The organism is Acidovorax sp. Root217 (genome assembly GCF_001428645.1).
GTDB lineage: Bacteria > Pseudomonadota > Gammaproteobacteria > Burkholderiales > Burkholderiaceae_C > Acidovorax.
This window is the reverse complement of the sequence record NZ_LMIH01000005.1, coordinates 459,463-482,374: the sequence shown is the minus strand read 5'-3', so window position 1 is coordinate 482,374 and position 22,912 is coordinate 459,463. Positions and strand designations below refer to the sequence as shown.

Genomic DNA, 22,912 nt, shown 5'->3' with positions numbered 1-22,912 from the left:
GGGCTACCTCCGGGGGGCGGCACCTGCGGCCGCCTCCGTGGTGGTCACGCCCTTGAGGCGCAGCGCATACCCCCCCGCGTGCCGCAGGTCCGCCGATTCGAGCGCGTCCACCCGGCGCTTGTACTGGGCCGCCACCTGGGTCAGCGTGCGCGCGAAGCGCTTGGCGCGGGCCACCACCTCTTGCGGTGTGCCGCCTCCCAGCTCCACCACCGCCCCAGTGTCCAGCGTGGCGCGCCAGCCGCCCCGGCCGGTCAATGCCAGCTCTTCCAGGTCCATGCCCAGCGGTTCAAACACCGGCTGCAGCAGGCCGTACATCTGCAGCACCTCGCCCGAACTGCCGCCCGGCCCCTGCAGGCGCGGCAGGCCGTCCTGGTCCACGTCGCCGACATTGGCCTCGAACACCTCGCCCTGCGTATTGACCATGGCCGAGCCCGACTCGGGCCCCCAGTACGCCACGGCGTCGTGCTCTTCGAGCACCACGTGCAGGCTGCCCGGGAACTCGCGCCGTACCGACGCCTTGCGCACCCAGGGCACCTGCTCGAAGGCCTCGCGCGCCTTGCGCAGGTCCACCGTGAAGAAGTTGCCCACCAGGTGCGGCGCCACGTTGGCCCGAAGGGTGACGGCGTTGTTGTGCACCAACTCGCCCTGCACGACGATGCGCGCGATGGCAAACCCCGGGTAGCGCAGCACCCACCAGGCACCCGCTGCCAGCACGAGCATGGCGCAGCCCACGAACAGGACCGATGCGGTCATGTTCATGAGCTTGACGTCCAGCGGTGCGGGCAGCGTGTTGTTCATCAGGTCCCCAGGGTGCTTCCGGCAGGCGTGTCCATGGTGGCCGTGGCCAGCACCCCCACGCACAGGTCTTCGTAGCTGATGCCCGATGCGCGTGCCGACATGGGCACGAGCGAGTGCCCGGTCATGCCGGGCGAGGTGTTGATCTCCAGCAGGAAGGGCTGGCGGTCGCTGGCGCGGATCATGATGTCCGCACGCGCCCAGCCGCGGCAGCCCAGCGAGCGGAACGCTGCCACCACCAGGCGCTGGATCTCGCGCTCTTCGGCCTCGGGCAGGCCGCTCGGGCAGTGGTACTGCGTGACGTCGGTGAAATACTTGTTCTGGTAGTCGTAGTTGCCCTCGGGCGCCACGATGCGGATCACCGGCAGCGCATAGGCGCCGGCCCCCTCGCCCAGGATCGGGCAGGTGGTTTCCTCACCCTCGATGAACTGCTCGCACAGCACTTCAGGGTCGTAGCGCGAAGCCAGGGCATAGGCCTGTGCACACTGCTCAGGCGAGGTGACCTTGGTCAGCCCGATGGTGGAGCCCTCGCGCGAGGGCTTGACGATCATCGGGGCGCCCAGCGCCGCCAAAGCGTCCGTGGTCTCGGCCACGCTGCCCACCAGGCGCCAGTCCGGCGTGGGCAGGCCTTCGGCGCGCCAGATGCGCTTGGTCATGATCTTGTCCACCGCGATGCTCGAGGCCATCACGCCCGGGCCGGTGTAAGGGATGCGCAGCAACTCCAGCGCGCCCTGCACGGTGCCGTCTTCGCCATGGCGGCCATGCAGCGCGATGAAGCAGCGCGCATAGCCGTCTCGGCGTAGCTCGCCCAGGTCGTTCTGCGAGGGATCGAAGGCATGCGCGTCCACGCCGCGCGAGCGCAGCGCCTGCAGCACACCGGTGCCGGACATCAGCGACACCTCGCGCTCGGCGGACGCGCCGCCCATCAGCACGGCGACCTTGCCCAGTGCCTTCACGTCGATGTTGGAACCCAGTTTCGTCGTCATCGTCATGTCGCGCTCCCCGCCAGCGCCTTGTGGTTGGATTGGTTGTTGTTCTGCAGCATGTCGACCACCTTGGCCGGCACGGCACCGATGGAGCCTGCTCCCATGCACATCACCACGTCGCCGTTGCGCGCGTTGTCGGCAATGGCCTGGGGCAGCTCGACCACGTCGTCCACGAAGACCGGCTCCACGCGCCCGGCGACGCGCAGTGCGCGTGCGAGCGAACGGCCATCGGCCGCCACCACGGGGGCCTCGCCTGCGGCATAGACCTCGGTGAGCAGCACGGCATCGGCGTTGCCGATGACCTTCACGAAATCCTCGAAGCAGTCGCGCGTGCGGCTGTAGCGGTGTGGCTGAAAGGCCAGCACCAGGCGCCGCCCCGGGAAGGCACCGCGCGCTGCGGCCAGCGTGGCCGCCATCTCCACCGGGTGGTGGCCGTAGTCGTCGATCACGGTGAAGCGACCTCCATCCTTCGCGGGCAGGTCGCCATAGCTCTGGAAGCGCCGGCCCACGCCCTTGAAGCCGGCGAGCGCACGCTGCACGGCCTCGTCGGGGATGTTGAGTTCCACCGCAACGGCAATCGCCGAGAGCGCGTTGAGCACGTTGTGCTCGCCCGCGAGGTTGAGCACGATCTCCATGTCGGGCAGGGTGACGCCGTTGCGCCGCTGCACGGTGAAGCGCATCTGGCCGGCCTCGGCACGCACATCGATGGCACGCACCTGGGCGTCTTCGGAAAAGCCGTAGCTCGTGATCGGGCAGGTCACGCTCTGCAGGATGTCGCGCACGGCCGGGCTGTCCACGCACAGGATGGCCGTGCCGTAGAACGGCATGCGGTGCAGAAAGTCGACGAAGGCGCCCTTGAGCCGACCGAAGTCGTGCCCGTAGGTCTCCATGTGGTCGGCATCGATGTTGGTCACCACCGCCATCACCGGCAGCAGGTTCAGGAACGAGGCATCGGACTCGTCGGCCTCGACCACGATGTAGTCGCCGCTGCCCAGCTTGGCGTTGGCACCGGCGCTGTTCAGGCGCCCGCCGATCACGAAGGTGGGGTCCAGCCCCGCCTCGGCCAGCACGCTGGTGACCAGGCTGGTGGTGGTGGTCTTGCCATGGGTGCCGGCAATCGCGATGCCTTGCTTGAGTCGCATCAGCTCGGCCAGCATGAGCGCGCGCGGCACCACCGGGATGCGCTTGTCGCGTGCCGCCAGCACCTCGGGGTTGTCGGCCGTGACCGCCGTGGAGGTGACCACGGCGTCGGCACCGTCGATGTGCGCAGCCGCATGGCCCAGGCAGGTCTTGATGCCCAGGCCCTGCAGCCGGCGCAAGGTGGCGCTGTCGGCCAGGTCCGAGCCGGAGATGCGGTAGCCCAGGTTGAACAGCACCTCGGCGATGCCGCTCATGCCGGCGCCCCCCAGGCCTACGAAATGGATGTGGCGAATGGCATGCTTCATGGTGTTGCAAGCTCCTCGCAGGCAGTCACCACCTCATGGGTGGCGTTGGTTTTTTGCATCTTCTTGGCTTCTGTGGCCCGGTGCAGCAGCTCCGGGCGCTCTGTGTTGCGCAGCACCGCCGCCAGGCCCTGGGCCGTGAGCTCGCGCTGCGGCACCAGCCAGCCGCCCTCATTGGCCACGAGGAACCGGGCATTGGTGGTCTGGTGGTCGTCTACCGCCGAGGGAAAAGGCACGAACAGGGCGGCCGCGCCCACGGCGGCGATCTCGGTCACGGTGCTGGCGCCCGCGCGGCAGACGATGATGTCGGCCTGCGCAAATGCGCTGGCGGTGTCGTCGATGAAAGGGGTCAGTTCGGCCTCGACGCCTGCGGCGGCATAGTGGGCGCGCAGCGCGTCGATCTGGGTGGCGCCGCTCTGGTGCGTCACCACGGGCCGGTTCTCGGCCGGGATAAGGGCCAGCGCCTGCGGCACGATCTCGTTGAGCGCACGCGCGCCCAGGCTGCCACCCACCACCAGCAGGCGCAGCGGGCCGCTGCGGCCGGCAAACCGCTCGGCCGGCTCGCTCTGGCGGGTGAACGGGGCGCGCAGCGGGTTGCCCACCCACCGGCCCTTCTTGAAGACATTCGGGAAGGCGGTGAACACCCGGTCGGCCACGCCGGCCAGCACCTTGTTGGCCATGCCGGCCACGGAGTTCTGCTCGTGCAGCACCAGCGGCTTGCCGCACAGCACGGCCATCATGCCGCCCGGAAAGGTGATGTAGCCCCCCAGGCCCACCACCACGTCGGGCTTCACGCGGCGCACCACCTGCAGCGCCTGCCAGAAGGCGCGCAGCAGGCGCAGCGGCAGCAGGGCCAGGGTGACCAGGCCCTTGCCGCGCACACCCGAAAAATCGATGGTTTCCAGCGCAAAGCCCTGCGCGGGCACGATGCGCGACTCCATGCTGCCGGGCGCACCCAGCCAGTGCACGCGCCAGCCGCGCGCACGCAGCTCCTCGGCCACGGCCAGGCCGGGGAAGATATGGCCGCCGGTGCCACCGGCCATGATGAGGGCAGTCTTGGGCGCCGTCATACGCGACCTCCGCGCATCATGTGTTTGTTCTCGTAATCGACGCGGAGCACCACCGCAATCGCCACCAGATTCATCAGGATGGCCGAGCCCCCAAAGCTCATCAGCGGCAAGGTCAGCCCCTTGGTGGGCAGCGCCCCCAGGTTCACGCCCATGTTGATGAAGGCCTGGAAGCCGATCCAGATCGCCACGCCCTGGGCAACCAGGCCGGCAAAAACGCGGTCCAGCGCGATCGCCTGGCGGCCGATGTGCATGATGCGGCGCGTCATCCACAGGAACAGCACGATGAGCACCAGTACACCCACCAGGCCGAACTCCTCGCCGATCACGGCCAGCAGGAAGTCGGTGTGTGCCTCGGGCAGCCAATGCAGCTTCTCGACGCTGCCGCCCAGGCCCACGCCGAAGATTTCGCCGCGCCCGATGGCGATCAGCGAATGCGACAGCTGGTAACCCTTGCCCAGCGCATGCTGTTCGCTGAAGGGGTCGAGGTAGGCGAACACCCGCTCGCGGCGCCAGGGCGAGCTGGCGATCATCAGGGCAAAGGCACCTACCAGCACCCCCGCAATCAGGAAGAACATGCGCGCGTTGACGCCGCCCAGGAACAGGATGCCCATGGCGATCACCGCCACCACCATGAAGGCCCCCATGTCGGGCTCGGCCAGCAGCAGCACGCCCACGATGGCCACGGCCGCCCCCATGGGCAGCACGGCGCGAAAGAACCGCTCCTTGACCTCCATCTTGCGCACCATGTAGTCGGCGGCATAGATGAGCACGGCGAACTTGGCCACCTCGGAGGGCTGAAAGCCCACCGGCCCGATGGACAGCCAGCGCCGGGCCCCGTTGACCACCTTGCCCACGCCCGGAATCAGCACGGCCACCAGCAGCAGCAGCGCCGCCACGAAGAGCCAGGGCGCCGCGCGCTCCCAGAGCTTCATGGGCACCTGGAAGGTCAGCAGCGCCGCGACAAAACCCACCACGAGGTACATCACATGGCGGGTAAGGAAATGCGTGGGCGCGTAGTTGGCAAAGCGCGGGTTGTCCGGCATGGCAATCGATGCCGAATACACCATCACCAACCCCCAGGCGAGCAGTGCCACAACCACCCACAACAGGGCCTGGTCAAAGCCCAGCACGCTCGCGGGTGTGGTGGTCGACTGGCGGTATTCGGTGCCGCCCACGCGCACGGGCAGCACCTCGCCGGCCTTGCCGCTGAGGCGGCCGAGCCAGCCGGCCAGGCGTTGCGGAAAGCTGATTGGGGCGCTGGCGCTGCTTGCAGCCATCACATGCCCTCCAGGGATTGGCCGGCGTCCTGCGCCATGGCCAGCACCGTGTCGCAGAACACGCGTGCGCGGTGTTCGTAGCCGGTGAACATGTCGAAGCTCGCGCAGGCAGGCGACATCAGCACCGCATCGCCTGAGCGGGCGCGCTGCGCAGCCTGGTGCACGGCCTCGGGCAGCGTGGCCGCATCGAGCAGCGTCACGCCGGCCTCGTGCAGGGCCGTGCGGATCAGCGGCGCATCGCGCCCGATGAGCACCACGGCACGGGCATAGCGCGACACGGGCGTGGCCAAGGGTGCGAAATCCTGGCCCTTGCCGTCGCCGCCCAGGATCAGCACGATGCGCCGGTCGGCCCCCAGGCCGTTGAGCGCAGCCACGGTGGCACCCACGTTGGTGCCCTTGCTGTCGTCGAAATACTCCACGCCATCGATCAGCGCCACGGGCTCCACGCGGTGCGGCTCCCCCCGGTACTCGCGCAGGCCGAACAGCATGGCCGACAGCGTGCAGCCTGCCGACGATGCGAGCGCCAGCGCCGCCAGGGCGTTGGATGCGTTGTGGCGCCCGCGGATGCGCAGGGCGTCGGCGGGCATCAGGCGCTGGATGTGCAGGTCTTCCTCGTCCATCGGAACAGCGGCGGCCGCTGCATCGCCCTGTGCCGGCACCACGGCACGGCGGCGCGTGCTGCGCTTGCGCGTTTCGTCGGCCTCCAGGGCACGTACCAGCCAGGGCATGCCGCCCACGATCTCCATGCCGAAGTCGCCCGGACGCCGTGGCATGTCGATGCCGAAGCTCAGGTGCTCGCGCAGCGGCACCTTCGCGGGCTGCTTGCTGCGCGAGGTCGGGGCGGGCTTGCCGGATGCCGCCAGTGCAGCAGCCTGCGCTGCCTGGGCCGCAGCATCAGAAGCCGAGCCCAGCATGTCCATGACGGTGGGGTCGTCCCGGTTGAGCACCATCAGCGCCGTGTCGCCAAAGATGCGCGCCTTGGCGCCGGCATAGGCGGCAATGTCGCCATGCCAGTCCAGGTGGTCCTGCGTGATGTTGAGCACGGTGGCGGCCGTGGGTTCGAAGCCGGTGGCGCCATCGAGCTGGAAGCTCGAAAGCTCGAGCACCCAGACTTCGGGCAGGGTATCGGCGTCGATGTGCCCGGCCAGGGTGTCGAGCAGCGTGGGGCCGATGTTGCCGGCCACGGCCACGGTCTTGCCGGCGCGCTCCACCAGTTGGCCGGTGAGCGAGGTGACGGTGGTCTTGCCGTTGGTGCCGGTGATGGCCAGCACCGCCGGCGCGTAGCCGTGCGATGCGCGCAGGTACTGCAGCGCTGCGGCATACAGGCCCAGCTCGCCGCCGGTGGCCAGGCCGATGGCCTGCGCAGCCGCCCAGACCGGTGCCACCGTGGCCGGGCTCAGGCCGGGCGAGCGGTAGACGGCGTGCACGCCAGCGCCGCCCTCGACGAGGTTGGCATCGAACGGACCGGCCACGAAACGCACGCCCGGCAGTTCCTGCTGCAGCACCGACAGTTGAGGCGGTGCGGCGCGGGTATCGGCCACGGTGACGGTGGCGCCGCAGCGCACGCACCAGCGTGCCATGGCCAGGCCCGATGCACCCAGGCCCAGCACCAGGAAGTGCTTGCCCTCAAAAGGCAGCATGCCCTCACCCGGCCGGCCCAGGGGTTGCGCTGGCTCGGCCTCGCCATCCGGCGCGTCCACGGGCACGGCCAACAGCGGCGATGGCTCTGTCGTGTCGGGCGCATTCACCTCGGCAAAGATCTGTGCCACGAAATCGGCGGCCGCCTTGGCGGCCGAAATGGCGGGGGCCACATAGCCATCGGCAGCTGGCACCGCAGAAGGCGCAGGGACGGCTGCGGCGTCCGGCGTGGGTTCGGGCTCTGCGGCGGGTTCGTCGCCGTGAACCGCTTCGACCGGGGCTACTCCGGGCAAGGCCACCGACTCGGCACCAGTCCCATCCACGCGCTCTTGCGGCACAGCAGCCTCCTCACCGCCTGGCACAGGCAGGCCATCGCCTGCCGACGGGGGCAGGTGATCGCCGGGCTCGGTGCCGCTGGCGTGGGGATCGTGGGGCGTGGTCGTCATGGTCAGCGCAGCTTGAGCGTGGACAGGCCAATCAGGCACAGCAGCATGGTGATGATCCAGAAGCGCACGACCACCTGGGTCTCCTTCCAGCCACTCTTCTCGAAGTGGTGGTGCAGGGGCGCCATCTTGAGCAGGCGGCGGCCTTCGCCGTAGCGCTTCTTGGTGTACTTGAACCAGACCACCTGCAGCATCACCGACAAGGCCTCGACCACGAAGATGCCGCCCATGATGGCCAGCACGATTTCCTGGCGCACGATGACGGCGATGGTGCCCAGGGCCGCGCCCAGCGCCAGCGCGCCCACGTCGCCCATGAACACCTGTGCGGGGTGGGCGTTGAACCACAGGAAGGCCAGGCCCGCACCCGCCATGGCGGCGCAGAAGATCAGCAGTTCGCCAGCCCCCGGGATGTTCGGGAAGAACAGGTACTTGGAGTAGACCGAGCTGCCGGTGACGTAGGCGAACACACCGAGGGCCGAGCCCACCATCACCACCGGCATGATGGCCAGGCCGTCGAGCCCGTCGGTCAGGTTCACCGCATTGCTCGAGCCCACGATGACCAGGTAGGTCAGGATCACGAAGCCGAGCACGCCCAGGGGGTAGCTCACTTCTTTGAAGAAGGGCAGTTGCAGGCCTGCCTTGGGCGGCAGGTCCAGCGAGAAGCCCGACTGCACCCAGGTCATGAACAGCTCGAAGACCTTGGCGTTGGAACTCTCGGAGATGCTGAACACCAGGTAGACGGCCGCGATCAGGCCGATGACGGACTGCCAGAAATACTTCTCGCGCGAGCGCATGCCCTCGGGGTCCTTGTTGACCACCTTGCGCCAGTCATCGACCCAGCCGATGGCGCCAAAGCCCAGGGTCACGATGAGCACGATCCAGACAAAGCGATTGGACAGGTCGAACCACAGGATCGTGGAAATCGCGATCGACAGCAGGATCAGCACCCCACCCATGGTGGGCGTACCGCTCTTGGACAGGTGCGACTGCATGGCATAGCCCCGTATGGGCTGGCCGATCTTCAGCGAGGTGAGCACGCGGATCACCTTGGGGCCGGCCACCAGGCCGATCAACAGCGCCGTGAGCGCCGCCATCACCGCACGGAAGGTGAGGTACTGGAACACGCGGAAAAAGCCGAGCTCGGGCGACAGCCCCTGCAGCCATTGCGACAGGATCAGCAGCATGCAGAACCTCCCTGCAAGAGGCAACGCGCCCGGCGAGCGCGTGTCGATTCAGTGCGTTGCGTCATGGGTTCCCTCGGACTTTCCTTGTTGTTCTTGTTGTGTTGCTTGCGGGGCGGTGGCAGCGGCAATGGCCTGCACCACCCTTTCCATCTTCATGAACCGCGAACCCTTGACGAGCACACTGCCCACCGTGGGCAGGGCGGCGCAGACCGCAGACTGCAGTTGTTCCATGCCCGCGAAATGCGTGGCAGCCCCATGGGCCCGCGCGGTGTGTGCCGACAGCGTTCCCAGCGCATACAGGGTGGCGATGCCGGCCGCCTTGGCTTGGGCGCCTGCCTCGGTGTGGAACTGCGGCCCTTGCTCGCCTACCTCGCCGATATCGCCCACCACCAGCAGGTGCGGGCCGGGCAAGGCCGCCAGCACGTGGATGGCGGCCTGCAGCGAATCGGGGTTGGAGTTGTAGGTGTCGTCCACCACGGTGATCTCGCGCCCGGCGTGCTGCACGCTGAAGGCGCGCGAGCGGCCCTTGACCGGCACAAAGGCATCGAGCCCCCGGGCGATGGCGGCCAGCGGCACACCGGCGGCCAGGGCGCAGGCGGTGGCCGCCAGTGCATTGGTCACGTTGTGGCGGCCGGCGATCTGCAGGCGGCAATCGAGGGCCCCGGCGGGTGTCTGCACCTGCACAACCCAGGCGCCCTGTGTCCATTCGGCAGACGCGCAGGCCACATCGCCCCCCTCGCCGAACGCGAGGCAGCGGCGTGCTCCGGCCAGCTCGCGCCACAGCGGCGTGAAGGGGTCGGCGGCGGGAAACACCGCCACGCCATCGGCGGGCAGCGCCGCGAACACCGAGCCGTTCTCGCGCGCCACGGCTTCCACGGTGTGCATGAACTCCATGTGCTCGCGCTGCGCATTGTTCACCAGGGCCACCGTGGGTTGGGCCATGGCGGCCAGCACGGCGATCTCGCCGGGGTGGTTCATGCCCATCTCGATCACGGCGGCGCGGTGCGATTCGCGCAGGCGCAGCAGCATCAGCGGCACGCCGATGTCGTTGTTGAAATTGCCCTCGGTAGCAAAGGCGGCATCGCCCTGCCAGGCGCGCAGGATGGAGGCGATCATCTGCGTCACCGTGGTCTTGCCGTTGCTGCCGGTCACGCCGATCAGCGGCAGGCGCAGTTGCGCGCGCCAGCCAGTGGCGAGCGCACCGAGTGCGGCCAGGCTGTCAGGCACCTCGATACCAGGCAGACCGACCGCCTCCAGGCGGCCATGCGCGACGGCGGCTGCGGCACCGCCCGCGCGGGCCTGGTCCATGAAGGCGTTGGCGTCGAAGCGCTCGCCCTTGAGCGCCACGAACAGGTCGCCCGCCTGCAGGCTGCGGGTATCGGTGTGCACGCGCTGCAGGGCCGTATCGCCATCGCCCACCAGGCGCGCCGAAGCGATGCGCGGATGGATGAGGGCGTGCGCCTGGCGCAGGTTCATCATCATGCCCATGTGCGGGCTCCTCGGGCCTGCAGCGCAGCCTGCGCATGGGCCATGTCGGAGAACGGCAGGCGCACGCCGGCCGTCTCCTGGGTGTCTTCGTGTCCCTTGCCGGCGATCAGTACCACGTCCAGGGCATCGGCTTCACCGATGGCGGCCGCGATGGCGGCGGCGCGGTCGGGCTCGGGCAGCACCGAGGCGCCGGCAATCGTGCCTTGCAGGATCTGGTGGATGATCAGGGCGGGGTCTTCGCTGCGCGGGTTGTCGCTGGTCACCAGCACGCGGTCGGCCTGCTGCTGCGCCACGGCGCCCATCAGCGGGCGCTTGCCGGCGTCGCGGTCGCCGCCACAGCCGAACACGCACCACAACTGGCCGCCGCGTTCCTCCGCCAGGGGGCGCAGCGCGCGCAGCGCCTTGTCCAGCGCATCGGGGGTGTGGGCGTAGTCCACGGCCACCAGGGGTTGCCCTGGCGCCACCAGGCGCTGCATGCGCCCGGGCACCGGCTGCAGGCGGCTGCAGGCATCGACGGCATCGGCCAGGGACACGCCCAGGCTGCGCAGCGTGGCCAGCACGCCCAGCAGGTTCAGGATGTTGTACTGGCCGATCACGCGGGTCTGCAGGACCTGCCGCTCTGCGCCCTCCACCACGGTGAAGCGCAGGCCCTGCTCGCCCAGTGCCACGTCGCGGGCGACCAGGCGGGCGTCGGCTTCAAGGGCTATGCCCCACAGGTCCAGCGCCGTGCCCGCCAGCTCGGCATGCAGTTGCGCGCCGGCCGGGTCGTCCACGTTGACCACAGCGGCCTGCAGGCCGGCCCAGCCGAACAGCTCGCGCTTGGCCAGCCAGTAGTCGGCCATGCTGCCGTGGTAATCCAGGTGGTCCTGCGTGAAGTTAGTGAACACGGCCACGCGGATGCGCGTGCCGTCCAGGCGCCGCTCGGCGATGCCGATGGACGAAGCCTCGATGGCGCAAGCGCCCATTCCCTCCTCCGCGAACTGCGCGAAGGCGCGCTGCAGGCGCACGGGGTCGGGCGTGGTCATGCCGGTGTAGGTGAGTGCCGGTGGCCGCCCGAGCCCCAGGGTGCCGACGATGGCGCAGCCCTTGCCGTACTGCGGGCCCGCCAGCAGGTTGAGCGCATCGGCCAGCCACGATGCGGTGCTGGTCTTGCCGTTGGTGCCCGTCACGGCAAGCACATCGAGCCGCTGGGTGGGATGGTCGAACCACTCGGCCGCCATCGGGCCGGTGGCGGCCTTGAGGCCCGGCAGTGCGGCGATATGCTCACCCTCCAGCGCAAACACCTCCACGCCCGCCTGCTCCACCAGGCATGCCGTGGCACCGCGCACCAAGGCATCGGACACATGGGCACGCCCGTCGGTGGCCGCACCGGGCCAGGCAATGAAGCCGTCGCCCGGGCCGATCAGACGGCTGTCGGTCTGCAGCGTGCCGGTGACGCGGCCGCGCAGCCACTGCACTGCGTCGCGGGGGGAGTTCAGCACCTGGGTCACAGGGATTCCTCCACGGGGTTGGCCACGATCTGGGGCTTGACAGCCATGTCGGGCTGCACGCCCATCATGCGCAGCGTCTGCTGCACCACCTCGCTGAACACCGGGGCGGCCACGGCGCCGCCGTAGTACACACCGTTGTTGGGCTCGTCGATCATCACGGCAACGATGATGCGCGGCTTGTCGATGGGCGCCATGCCGGTGAACCAGGCGCGGTACTTGCCGGAGGCATAGCTCTTGCCCACCTGCTTGCGCGCCGTACCGGACTTGCCACCCACCGAGTAGCCCAAGGTCTGCGCCTTTTGGCCGGTACCGCCGGGGCCGGCGGCCATCTGCAGCATCTTGCGCACCTGGTCGGCCGTGCGCTCGGAGAACACGGGCACGCCGATGGCGGGCTCATCGGTCTTGAACATGGTGGCCGGGATCACCTTGCCGCCGTTGGCGAACACGGTGTACGAACGCGCCATCTGGAACAGGCTGGCCGACAGGCCGTAGCCGTAGGACATGGTGGCCTGCTCCACAGGGCGCCAGGTCTTGTAGGGACGCAACTTGCCGGTGACGACGCCAGGAAAGGTGATTTGCGGCTTCTGGCCAAAGCCCGCAGCCGAGAAGGTCTCCCACATTTCACGCGCCGGCATCTGCATGGCGATCTTGGTGGTGCCCACGTTGCTCGACTTCTGGATCACGCCTTCGACGGTGAGCACCCCATGGTTGCTCGTGTCGGATATGGTGGAGCCCGTGATGGTGATGCGGCCGGGATTGGTATCCACGATCGTGTCGGGCTTGACCCGCCCCGACTCCAGCGCCAGACCGATGGTGAATGGCTTCATGGTCGAGCCCGGCTCGAACACATCGGTCAGCGCGCGGTTGCGCAGTTGCTCGCCAGTGAGGTGCTGGCGCTTGTCGGGCACATAGCTCGGGTAGTTGGCCAGGGCCAGCAATTCGCCCGTGTGGGCATCGAGCACCACCACGCTGCCGGCCTTGGCCTTGTGCAGGGCGACCTGGTCGCGCAGCTTCTGGTAGGCGAAGAACTGCACCTTGCTGTCGATGGACAGTTGCATGTCGCGCCCGTCCACGGGTGGCACGGTCTCGCCCACGCCCTCGACCACGCGGCCCAGGCGGTCCTTGATCACGCGGCGCGATCCGGCCTTGCCGGCCAGCTCCTTGTTGAAGGCCAGCTCCATGCCCTCCTGGCCATGGTCCTCGACGTTGGTGAAGCCGACCACGTGCGCAGCAGCCTCGCCCTCGGGGTACTGGCGCTTGTATTCCTTGCGCTGGTAGATGCCCTTGATGCCCAGGGCGGCAATCTGCTGGCCCACTTCCCAGTCGAGCTGGCGCTTGATCCAGACGAAGGTCTTGTCCTCATCGGCCAGTTTGGCGTTGAGTTCGGACAGCGGCATCTCCAGCAGCTTGGCCAGTTGCTTCATCTTGGCCTTGACCTCGGGCTGGTCCTGCTCCACGTCCTCGGGGATGGCCCAGATGCTGGCAGCCGGCACGCTGGAGGCCAGGATCAGGCCGTTGCGGTCGAGGATCTTGCCGCGGTTGGCCGGCATCTCCAGGGTGCGGGCAAAGCGCACCTCGCCCTGGCGCTGGAAGAACGCGTTGCCGAACACCTGCACATAGGCCGCCCGCGCGCCCAGGCCCAGAAAGCCCAGCGCGATCATTGCCACGATGAACTTGCTGCGCCAGACGGGCGTCTTGCTGGCCAGCAGCGGGCTGGAGGTGTACAGAACGCTGCGGCTCATGGCTGCACCCCTGTGGCGGGTGCCGCGGCCTGCGAGGGCGAGGCGGCGGCCGTGACACCGGCCGGGTCGGACACGTACTGGGTGATGGCCGGCGTGGCCGTGCGCATCTGCAGCTGCGCGCGCGCGAGCTTTTCCACGCGCAGCGGCGTGGCCTGGGCGCGCTTTTCCACCTGCAGGCGCTGGTGTTCGGTTTCCAGGCGCCGGGCCTCGGCCGTGGCGCGGTCGAGCTCGGTGAACAGGCGGCGCGACTGGTACTGGGTGTGCACCAGGAACAGCGCGCTGGCCAGCACCGCCAGCAGCAGCACCAGGTTCAACCGGGTCATGCAGGCACCTCGGTGCGCTCGGCCACGCGCATGATCGCGCTGCGCGAACGGGGGTTGCCGGCCACTTCGGCCGCGCTGGGCTTGATGCGGTCCAGCGCCACCAGCCTCATGGCCTGGGGCACGGCAAAGGGTGCGCGGCGGTCGTAGACCTCCTTGGAGTGCTTGGCGATGAACTGCTTGACGATGCGGTCTTCCAGCGAATGGAAGCTGATCACCGCCAGGCGCCCGCCCGGCTGCAGCACCGACAGGCTGGCCTCTAGCGCCTGTTGCAGCTCCTCAAGCTCGGCGTTGATGAAAATCCGAAGAGCCTGAAATGTGCGCGTTGCAGGGTTCTGGCCCTGCTCGCGGGTTTTGACCGTGCCAGCCACGAGACTGGCCAGTTCACCGGTGGTTGCAACAGGCCCCCGCTCTTCGCGCCGCGCAACAATCGCCTTTGCAATGGGGCCAGCAAACCGTTCTTCACCGTAGTCACGTATCACCTCCGCAATCTGTTGAACCTCGGCAGTTGCCAACCACTGGGCCACGCTTTCGCCACGCGTGGTATCCATGCGCATGTCCAGCGGGCCATCGAAACGGAAACTGAAACCCCGCTCGGGGCTGTCGATCTGGGGCGAGCTCACGCCCAGGTCCATCAGCACGCCTGCGGCACTGCCCGCAGGCAGTTCACCGAGGTGGCGAAATCCTTCGTGCCGAATGGAAAAACGCGCATCGTTGATGCGCGTTGCTTCGGCGATGGCTTCGGGGTCCTTGTCGAATGCCACAAGACGCCCCTCTGGCCCCAGCCGCAGCAGGATCCGGCGCGAGTGCCCCCCGCGCCCGAAGGTGGCGTCCACAAAGGTGCCGGACGGCTCGGGGCCCGCGCCGCCGAGCAGCGCGTCCACCGCTTCTTCGAGCAGGACGGTCGTATGTTGCAAAGCCTCGGTCACCGCGCGCCTTTAGAAAGAGAAGTCCTTGAAGACGTCGGGCATCTCACCCTGCATGGCCTTGGCCTCCTGCTCGTCATAGGTGGCCTTGTCCCAGAGTTCGAAATGGTTGCCCATGCCCAGCAGCATGGTCTCGCGCGAAATGCCGGCGGCCTCGCGCAGTTCGGGGGAAACGAGGACGCGCCCCGTGCCGTCCATCTCCACGTCCTGGGCATTGCCCAGGAAGATGCGCTTCCACCACTGGGCGGACATGGGCAGCTCGGCGATGCGCTCGCGGAATTTTTCCCACTCGGGACGGGGGAAGACCATCAGGCAGCCGTGGGGGTGCTTGGTGATCGTGAGTTGCCCGGCGGCCGTCGCGGCGAGGACGTCACGATGCCGGGTCGGCACGGACAGCCGACCCTTCGCATCGAGACTCAGCGACGAGGCACCTTGGAACACGAAAAAAATCCCCACTCGGTATGGATCCACTCAACCCGTGCAAAGGGTCTTCGAGGGCACTTTTCACCACTTAATTGCACTTTTTTGCACTGTAGCAGGAAAAGCACACCGAGCAAGGGGGTGCACAACAAACTTTTGTAATGAAATCAAGGACTTAGGCGCAACTCCGAAGAAGCCAAACAAGCAAAAGTCGTTGAAAAAGAACCACTTAGAGCAGCCTATGCAAGTGTTACCTCAAGGCAGCGCCCAAGGTCACAGGATGTAGCGCGAGAGGTCCTCGTTCTGGCTCAGGGTTTGCAGCCGGGCATCGACATAGGCCGCATCGATGGTGACCGTCTGACCCGACAGCCGCGTGGCGTCGAAACTCACCTCATCGAGCAGCCGCTCCATCACGGTGGAAAGCCGGCGCGCGCCGATGTTCTCGGTGCGCTCGTTGACCTCGAACGCGATGTGCGCCAGGCGCGTGATGCCCTCGGAGGCGAATTCCAGGGTGACCCCCTCGGTGGCCAGCAACGCCTGGTACTGCTTGACCAGGGAGGCATGGGTCTGCACGAGGATGGCCTCGAAATCCTGCACCGAGAGCGAGCCCAATTCCACCCGGATCGGAAAGCGCCCCTGCAGTTCGGGAATCAGGTCGCTGGGCTTGGCCAGATGAAAGGCGCCCGAGGCGATGAACAGGATGTGGTCGGTCTTGACCATGCCGTACTTGGTGGACACGGTGGTGCCCTCCACCAGCGGCAGCAGGTCTCGCTGCACGCCCTGGCGCGAAACATCAGCGCCACTGCTTTCCTGGCGCGACGCCACCTTGTCGATCTCGTCGATGAAGACAATGCCGTTCTGCTCGGCGTTGGCGATGGCGCGGGCCTTGATCTCCTCCTCGTTGACGAGCTTGGCGGCTTCTTCCTCGATGAGCAGCTTGAGTGCCTCGGCGATCTTGAGCTTGCGCGTGCGCCGCTTGTCCTGGCCCATCTGGCTGAACATGCCGCGCAGCTGCTCGGTCATCTCCTCCATGCCCGAGGGACCCATGATCTCCAGCGCTGGCCGGCTTTCGGCCACGTCGATCTCGATCTCCTTGTCGTCGAGCGAGCCCTCGCGCAGTTTCTTGCGGAACACCTGGCGCGCCGTGCTGTCGGTGGCAGGGGGTGCTTCACCGCCGGCGCCCGAGCGGGCCGCGGGGATCAGCACGTCCAGGATGCGCTCTTCGGCTGCATCCTCGGCACGCGCGCGCACCTTGCGGGTCTCGGCATCGCGCGTCTGTTTGACGGCGATCTCGGCCAGATCGCGGATGATGGAGTCCACGTCCTTGCCCACATAGCCCACCTCGGTGAACTTGGTGGCCTCGACCTTGATGAAGGGCGCATCGGCCAGGCGTGCCAGGCGCCGGGCGATCTCGGTCTTGCCCACGCCCGTGGGGCCGATCATGAGGATGTTCTTGGGGGTGATCTCGTGGCGCAATGCGCCCTCCACCTGCTGGCGGCGCCAGCGGTTGCGCAGCGCAATGGCCACCGCACGCTTGGCGCTGGCCTGGCCAACGATGTGGTGGTCGAGTTCGGAGACGATTTCTTGGGGGGTCATGGACGACATGGGGATCCGCCTGGGTTCGGTGGGGGAACCGGCCGCCGCATCACACTGCGGCCGGCACCATGAAAGGGAGGGCTCGGGTCGCGCAGTCGCGCACCGGGCAAAGCCATCAAAGCGTTTCGATGGTGTGGTGCATGTTGGTGTAGATGCACAGTTCACCCGCGATCTCGAGGGACTTCTTGACGATCTCCTGCGCCGGCAGGTCGGTGTGGTTGAGCAGCGCCTTGGCGGCCGAGTGGGCATAGGCCCCGCCCGAACCGATGGCCACGATGCCCTGTTCGGGCTCCAGCACGTCGCCGTTGCCGGTGATGATGAGCGAAGCCTCCAGGTCGGCCACGGCCAGCATGGCCTCCAGGCGGCGCAACACGCGGTCGGTGCGCCAGTCCTTGGTCAGTTCGATGGCGGCGCGCACCAGGTGGCCCTGGTGCTTGTCGAGCTTGGCCTCGAAGCGCTCGAACAGCGTGAACGCATCGGCCGTGGCGCCCGCGAAGCCGGCGAGCACCTTGCCGTGGTGCAGCTTGCGCACCTTGCGGGCGGTGCCCTTGACGACGATGTTGCCCAGGGTGACCTGGCCGTCACCGCCAATGGCCACCTGCACGCCGGCAGGGGTCTGGCGGCGCACGCTCAGGATGGTGGTGCCGTGAAACACCGGGTGGTTGTTTGAGGAATCCATAGCTGCCGCAGATGGGGGCACCGCCACTGCTTTCAAGCCGGGGCAGTGCCCGCCGCCCGGCACAGGCACGCAGCCCGTCAGTTCTTGCGGGGGATCACCCAGGCGTGCTCGTTGATACCGATCACGTTGAAGAAGATGGCCACCAGGCGCTGCAGGTTGTGGAAATGCACCTCATGGCCTTGGCCCTGCTGCTCTGCGGCCCAGTTGAGCACCGAACCGGCCGCAGCGAAGTCGACGCGGATCAGCTTGTCGCAGGACACCGTGAGCGGCACCCCGGGGCGCATCAGAGCCTGGAAGGGCTCAAGCAGCGGGGTCGCATCGCCATCGATGTGGCCGCTGAGCGAGGCCACAGGCGTGTTGTCCAGCGTCGCAGGAACCGAGGCATCAAAACCGAAGTCCGACGCCAGCATGTCCCGCTCCGCGGGCGCCGCAGCCTGGCTGCTGGTCGCTGTAGCATCGTCCGAATAGCCCATCTTGGGGGCCACCCAGGAGGGCGGCGACACCTCATAGGTCACGCAGTAGTCGAGCGCCACCAATTCGAACTCGTCAGGCCGGCCCATCAGGCGCAGCGCTGCCATGCGCAGGCGCCACCACTCGGGGCCCGAGGCACGGTCGCCCGACTGGGTCATGATCTCCATCAGCGTCGTGAGCCGGTCCACGCCCGAGAACACGAACTGGCCCGCACGGTCCGCCCACTTGGTGAACTGGTCCGCCAGCAGGGGCACGGCGGCATCGTCGATGCCGGCGATGCGCGTCCAGGCCAGGGTCCAGGGCGCGGCAGAGCGCTCGATGGAGGCCTGCAGCGCCGCTACCGACGATACCGTGAGCCGCGGAGGCGCATTCCAGCTGAAATCCCGGCGGGCCGCACCCGCTGCGGGCGCCTGCTCCTGCACCAGACCGAGCTGCTCGGGCATGGAGAACCACAAGGGCGCCGAGCGGCTGAAGCCGGCGGCAAAATCGATGGCCAGGGTGTCGAAGCGGTCGTGCTGGCCCGTCGCGCGGTACAGATCGAACAGCGTCATCCAGATTTCCAGCTGCTGCGCCGGCTCGTCCTGCTGGTGCTGTGCCAACACGTCGAGCAAGCCGGACTCCGCCCCTGCGTGATCGCCGTTGGCGAAGCGGATGGCGGCCTCTTCAAGGTCGGGTTCGTGCACGAATTCCTCCGGTGCGGATGCGGTTTCGGGCGTTGGTGCCGGACTCGGGTCAAACGATGCCAGTACGTCCTGCCGCGGCGGCTCCCCCCGCATGGTCGCATCGATGCCGCCAAACTGGCCGATCGCCATGCTGTCGTCATCAAAAAGGGGCTTGACCGCCGCAGGGGCGGCGGCAATGGGCGCGGCCAGGCTGACGGGCGCGGTGGGCGCGAAGGCGCGTGCAGCGGCCTCGTCCTCCCCGCGAAAATCCGCAGGCTGGGTGGGGGCGTCGGCGTTGGCCTTGCTCTTCCACCACTGCTGCGACATCTGCGCCTCGATCTCGTCGATCTTCTTGAGCGTCACGGCGCGCTCGTCGGGCGAGGCCATGCTGCTCTGGAAGAACGAGGGGCGTGCGGTGGGGTCTTCGGTGCGCTGGCCTTGCAGCACTTCGCGCTGGCGCAGCTTGCGCAGCTGATCGAACTCGCGGCGGCGCACGAAATCGTTGCGGCGCTTGCGCTCGATCATCTCCTTGAGCATCTGCTTGCTGTACTGGCTCTCCCGGTCGTCCTGAAGCGAGTCGAGCTCGGTCCAGTTTGTCGTCGGGTTGCGCACAAACCGCACCATCTTGGACAGCAGGCCGCCGGGCGTGGTTTCTTCCTTGCTCATGGGGTAGGCGAGAGAGGGTGCGTGCGCATGGGTGCATTCAGGCCGGGCGGACTTCAGTCACCGAACATTTTCTGCTTGAGTTCACGGCGCTGTTGCGCTTCGAGCGACAGCGTGGCTGTGGGGCGGGCGATCAGGCGGCCGACACCGATGGGCTCGCCCGTCTCGTCACAGTAGCCATAGTCGCCAGCGTCGATGCGGGCGATGGACTGCTCGATCTTCTTGAGCAGCTTGCGCTCGCGATCGCGCGTGCGCAACTCCAGGGCGTGCTCTTCCTCGATGGTGGCACGGTCGGCAGGGTCCGGCACCACCACGGTGTCTTCACGCAGGTGCTCGGTGGTTTCACCGGCACTGTTGTGGATGTCCTGCTTGAGCTGGACCAGCTTCAGGCGAAAGAACGCCATCTGCTTTTCGTTCATGTATTCGCTGTCAGGCATGGCCAGGACTTCAGCGTCGGTCAGCTCCTGGGCCGTCTTGGCTTTCCAGTTGTTGGCCAGCTTGGGGTCTTTTTTGGCAGCAGTGAAAGTGGGATGCACTTGCGCGGTCGTGGGCATGGTCTGTTGGTAGCTGGCTTTGGCAGCGGTGGAAGCCGTTGCCTGTGCCATGGATGGTACGGTCAATTGGGCCAATCGGGAAGAAGGCCGGGTCGTGCGCACGGGTACATGGGATCCCGCCTGCAGAACAGGTTCGGGGGCGACGGGCACCGGGGCGGCTGTCGCCTTGGGAGCAGCCTTGGCAGGGGCCTTTGCAGCAGCTTTGGCTGCCGCTGGTGCGGCAGCGCTTTTACCCGCGCTCGGGGCTGCTTTCGCAGCCGCCTTGGATTTGCTGGTTTCGGCTTTCACTTCCTGGTCTCCTCGCTATACGGGCGGGCCCAGGCTGCGCTGGCAGCCAAGGGCGGATGGCAAGCCTTCCGGGGTTTTACCGGGGCGCGATTGTATCGACCTGGGCTGACGCAAACGAAAACGTTGCAGATACGACACATCTTGCCAGCCATATCGCGGTTTTCCGAGGCAAATCGCGAAGGGGACGCTTGTTGACAATCCCCAACCAGCTCAGCGCCCGTCAAGCCACAAGGCTTTGTTCCAGCCCTTGCAGGAGGATGTCCTTGGGCAGGTCGATGCCGATGAAGACCATCTTGCTCAGGCGCTCCTCGCCCTCGGCCCACTGCGGCCCCAGGTCGCTGCCCATGAGCTGGTGCACGCCCTGGAAGATCACCTTGCGCTCGGTGCCCTTCATGTACAGCACGCCCTTGTAGCGCAGCATGCGCGGACCGTAGATGTTGACGATGGCGCCCAGGAAGTCCTCGAGCTTGGCCGGATCGAAAGGACGCACCGAGCGGAAAACGAAGCTCTTGACGTCGTCATCGTGGTGGTGGTGGTGCCCACCGCCTTCGTGGCCATGCTGGTGCGAAGGGTGGTCGCAGTGCTCACCATGTTCATGGTCATGGTGGTCATGGCCATGGTCATGGTGGTCGTGATCGCCCTCTTCCTTGAGGAAGTCGGGGTCGATGTCGAGCTTGGCATTGAGGTTGAAGCCACGCAGGTCCAGCACTTCCTTGAGCGGCACTTCGCCGAAGTGCACGGCCTTGATGGGCGCGCGCGGGTTCATGTGCTTCAAGCGATGGATCAGGGCATCGGTCTCCTCGGCGCTCACCAGGTCGGTCTTGGACAGGAAGATCTGGTCGGCAAAGCCCACCTGGCGGCGTGCCTCCTGGCGGTCGTTGAGCTGCTGGGGCGCGTGCCTGGCATCCACCAGCGTGATGATGGAGTCGATCAGGTAGGTCTCGGCAATCTCCTCGTCCATGAAGAAGGTCTGCGCCACCGGGCCGGGGTCGGCCAGGCCCGTGGTCTCGATCACGATGCGGTCGAAGTCGAGCAGGCCCTTGCGCTTCTTGGCGGCCAGCAGTTGCAGCGTCTCGCGCAGGTCCTCGCGGATGGTGCAGCAGATGCAGCCATTGCTCATCTGCACGATCTGCTCCTTGGACTCGGTCACCAGGATGTCGTTGTCGATGTTCTCTTCGCCGAACTCGTTTTCGATCACGGCGATCTTCTGGCCGTGGGCTTCGCTGAGCAGGCGCTTGAGCAGGGTGGTCTTGCCCGAGCCCAGGAAGCCGGTGAGGATGGTGGCAGGTATGAGGGACATGGAGAAAAGCCTAGAAAAGGATGCGGGTGCCAGGGGGACGACTTGCGGCAGTTTAGCCACGAAATCAAGACCCCACCGAACACCTGCACCAATGAGGATCCCGCATTTTTGAGCTCAGTCGCATACCAGTCTTTGACTTGAAGCTATGGATCAAGGAGCAAAAAAGCATCTCTTGACGAAAGGAAGTTGCGTTAGTGCCCGGACAGGAAGCTGTGGACTTCAGGATTTGCGCATCACCACCAACCCCTTGAGGTATTCGCCTTCGGGAAACTCCAGCGTCATCGGGTGGTCGGGAGCCCCTGCCAGGCGTTCGACGATGTAGCCGTCCACCCCCGCATCGGCCCCTGCCGAGGCCACGATCTTGTGGAACAGGTCGGCGCTGATGCCGCCCGAACACGAGAAGGTGAACAGCACGCCGCCGGGCGTGAGCAGTTGCAGCGCCAGACGGTTGATGTCCTTGTAGGCGCGCGCGGCGCGTTCGGCATGCGCCGCGGTGGGCGCGAACTTGGGCGGATCGAGCACGATGGCGTCGAAGCGCTGGCCTTCCTTGAGGAACTGGCGCAGCGAGGCGTTCACATCGGCATCCAGGAAGCTCGCGCGGTTCACGTCGAAGCCGTTGAGCGCCACGTGGGCGCGCGCCCGCTCCAGCGCGGGGCCGGAGGAGTCAATGGAAGTCACGTGGCCGCCTCCCGGGCCGCCCGCCGCCTCGGCCGCACGCATGCCGGCCAACGCTGCCACGCTGAAGCCGCCGGTGTAGCAAAAGCAGTTGAGCACATGCTGGAAGCCCAGCCGGCGCGCATAGTCGGCAAAACGCTTGCGGCTGTCGCGCTGGTCCAGGTAGAAGCCGGTCTTGTGGCCTTCGGCAATGTTGAGCGTGAGCTGCCACTGGTGCTCGTGGATGGTCAGCTCCACCGGCGGCACCTCGCCACCGGCCACCGGGCCGCCGCGCAGCCAGCCCGTGGCGGGCTCCAGCCCCTCCAGAGCGCGCACGCTCGCATCCGAGCGCTCGTACAGCCGGGTGAGGCCGGTCTCGCGCAGCAGGGCATCGGCCAGCACATCTTTCCAGCGCTCGGTGCCGGCACTGGTGAACTGCGCCACCAGCGTGTCGCCATAACGGTCCACGATCAGGCCGGGCAGGCCGTCGGACTCGCCATGCACCAGGCGGATGCCGTCGCTCTGCACATCGAAGCGCGCGCGGGCGATGATGGCGCGCGCGCAGGCGGCGATGAAGAAGGGCTCATCGATGCGCTGCGCCTCGTCGAAGCTCCACACCCGGGCCCGGATGCGCGAGCTGGGGCTGAACGCGGCCCAGGCCAGGAACTGGCCCTCGTGCGACTCGACACGCACCGTCTCGCCGCTGTCGCCACCGCCCTTGGCGATGGCTGACTCGAAGATCCAGGGATGGCGGCGCAGGAGCGAGCGCTCCTTGCCAGGGCGAAGGCGAAGGGTTTTCATGCCCCGATTGTCGCGCCGTTGGA

19 protein-coding genes are annotated in these 22,912 nt (G+C 67.3%); all 19 read right to left on the bottom strand.

Annotation, left to right across the window (positions count from 1 at the left end; all coding sequences use genetic code 11):
- Positions 1-3: 3 nt before the first annotated feature.
- Complete coding sequence (locus ASE31_RS03725) at positions 4-798, bottom strand: cell division protein FtsQ/DivIB (protein WP_057200161.1); 795 nt, start codon at positions 796-798, stop codon at positions 4-6.
- Entirely contained in the window at positions 798-1,787 is a 990-nt protein-coding gene (locus ASE31_RS03720) for a D-alanine--D-alanine ligase (protein ID WP_057200160.1), read from the bottom strand. Before ASE31_RS03720 ends, ASE31_RS03725 begins: the two co-directional genes overlap by 1 nt.
- Entirely contained in the window at positions 1,784-3,226 is a 1,443-nt protein-coding gene (gene murC / locus ASE31_RS03715) for a UDP-N-acetylmuramate--L-alanine ligase (RefSeq protein ID WP_057200159.1), read from the bottom strand. The genes ASE31_RS03720 and murC overlap by 4 nt, the downstream gene beginning before the upstream one ends.
- Entirely contained in the window at positions 3,223-4,293 is a 1,071-nt protein-coding gene (gene murG / locus ASE31_RS03710) for an undecaprenyldiphospho-muramoylpentapeptide beta-N-acetylglucosaminyltransferase (RefSeq protein ID WP_057200158.1), read from the bottom strand. Before murG ends, murC begins: the two co-directional genes overlap by 4 nt.
- Positions 4,290-5,570: a putative lipid II flippase FtsW gene (gene ftsW / locus ASE31_RS03705; RefSeq protein ID WP_057200157.1), complete on the bottom strand. Its 1,281-nt coding sequence runs from the start codon at positions 5,568-5,570 to the stop codon at positions 4,290-4,292. The genes murG and ftsW overlap by 4 nt, the downstream gene beginning before the upstream one ends.
- Positions 5,570-7,654 (bottom strand): UDP-N-acetylmuramoyl-L-alanine--D-glutamate ligase, encoded by a 2,085-nt coding sequence (gene murD / locus ASE31_RS03700; RefSeq protein ID WP_082604013.1) that lies wholly within the window; start codon positions 7,652-7,654, stop codon positions 5,570-5,572. Before murD ends, ftsW begins: the two co-directional genes overlap by 1 nt.
- Positions 7,655-7,656: 2 nt before the next feature.
- Positions 7,657-8,835 (bottom strand): phospho-N-acetylmuramoyl-pentapeptide-transferase, encoded by a 1,179-nt coding sequence (gene mraY, locus ASE31_RS03695; protein ID WP_057200156.1) that lies wholly within the window; start codon positions 8,833-8,835, stop codon positions 7,657-7,659.
- Between the two features lie 48 nt (positions 8,836-8,883).
- Positions 8,884-10,323, bottom strand: coding sequence for a UDP-N-acetylmuramoyl-tripeptide--D-alanyl-D-alanine ligase (gene murF, locus ASE31_RS03690; RefSeq protein WP_082604012.1), 1,440 nt, complete (start codon positions 10,321-10,323; stop codon positions 8,884-8,886).
- Positions 10,314-11,813, bottom strand: coding sequence for a UDP-N-acetylmuramoyl-L-alanyl-D-glutamate--2,6-diaminopimelate ligase (locus ASE31_RS03685; RefSeq protein WP_082604011.1), 1,500 nt, complete (start codon positions 11,811-11,813; stop codon positions 10,314-10,316). The genes murF and ASE31_RS03685 overlap by 10 nt, the downstream gene beginning before the upstream one ends.
- Positions 11,810-13,555 (bottom strand): penicillin-binding protein 2, encoded by a 1,746-nt coding sequence (locus ASE31_RS03680; protein WP_057200154.1) that lies wholly within the window; start codon positions 13,553-13,555, stop codon positions 11,810-11,812. Before ASE31_RS03680 ends, ASE31_RS03685 begins: the two co-directional genes overlap by 4 nt.
- Positions 13,552-13,878: a cell division protein FtsL gene (ftsL, locus tag ASE31_RS03675; RefSeq protein WP_057200153.1), complete on the bottom strand. Its 327-nt coding sequence runs from the start codon at positions 13,876-13,878 to the stop codon at positions 13,552-13,554. Before ftsL ends, ASE31_RS03680 begins: the two co-directional genes overlap by 4 nt.
- On the bottom strand, positions 13,875-14,804 hold the full coding sequence (gene rsmH / locus ASE31_RS03670; RefSeq protein ID WP_057200152.1) for a 16S rRNA (cytosine(1402)-N(4))-methyltransferase RsmH: 930 nt from the start codon (positions 14,802-14,804) through the stop codon (positions 13,875-13,877). Before rsmH ends, ftsL begins: the two co-directional genes overlap by 4 nt.
- 9 nt (positions 14,805-14,813) lie before the next feature.
- Positions 14,814-15,242 (bottom strand): division/cell wall cluster transcriptional repressor MraZ, encoded by a 429-nt coding sequence (gene mraZ / locus ASE31_RS03665; protein ID WP_057200254.1) that lies wholly within the window; start codon positions 15,240-15,242, stop codon positions 14,814-14,816.
- Positions 15,243-15,494: 252 nt separating this feature from the next.
- Positions 15,495-16,826, bottom strand: a complete 1,332-nt coding sequence (gene hslU / locus ASE31_RS03660) for an ATP-dependent protease ATPase subunit HslU (protein ID WP_057200151.1) — start codon at positions 16,824-16,826, stop codon at positions 15,495-15,497.
- A 106-nt stretch (positions 16,827-16,932) separates the two neighbouring features.
- Positions 16,933-17,496, bottom strand: coding sequence for an ATP-dependent protease subunit HslV (gene hslV, locus ASE31_RS03655; protein ID WP_057200150.1), 564 nt, complete (start codon positions 17,494-17,496; stop codon positions 16,933-16,935).
- Between the two features lie 77 nt (positions 17,497-17,573).
- Positions 17,574-19,295, bottom strand: a complete 1,722-nt coding sequence (locus ASE31_RS03650) for an STAS domain-containing protein (protein WP_057200149.1) — start codon at positions 19,293-19,295, stop codon at positions 17,574-17,576.
- A 53-nt stretch (positions 19,296-19,348) separates the two neighbouring features.
- Positions 19,349-20,134: an RNA polymerase-binding protein DksA gene (dksA, locus tag ASE31_RS30835; protein ID WP_082604010.1), complete on the bottom strand. Its 786-nt coding sequence runs from the start codon at positions 20,132-20,134 to the stop codon at positions 19,349-19,351.
- Between the two features lie 220 nt (positions 20,135-20,354).
- Complete coding sequence (locus ASE31_RS03640; RefSeq protein WP_057200148.1) at positions 20,355-21,434, bottom strand: GTP-binding protein; 1,080 nt, start codon at positions 21,432-21,434, stop codon at positions 20,355-20,357.
- Positions 21,435-21,653: 219 nt separating this feature from the next.
- Positions 21,654-22,889, bottom strand: a complete 1,236-nt coding sequence (locus ASE31_RS03635; RefSeq protein ID WP_057200147.1) for a class I SAM-dependent rRNA methyltransferase — start codon at positions 22,887-22,889, stop codon at positions 21,654-21,656.
- Positions 22,890-22,912: the final 23 nt, after the last annotated feature.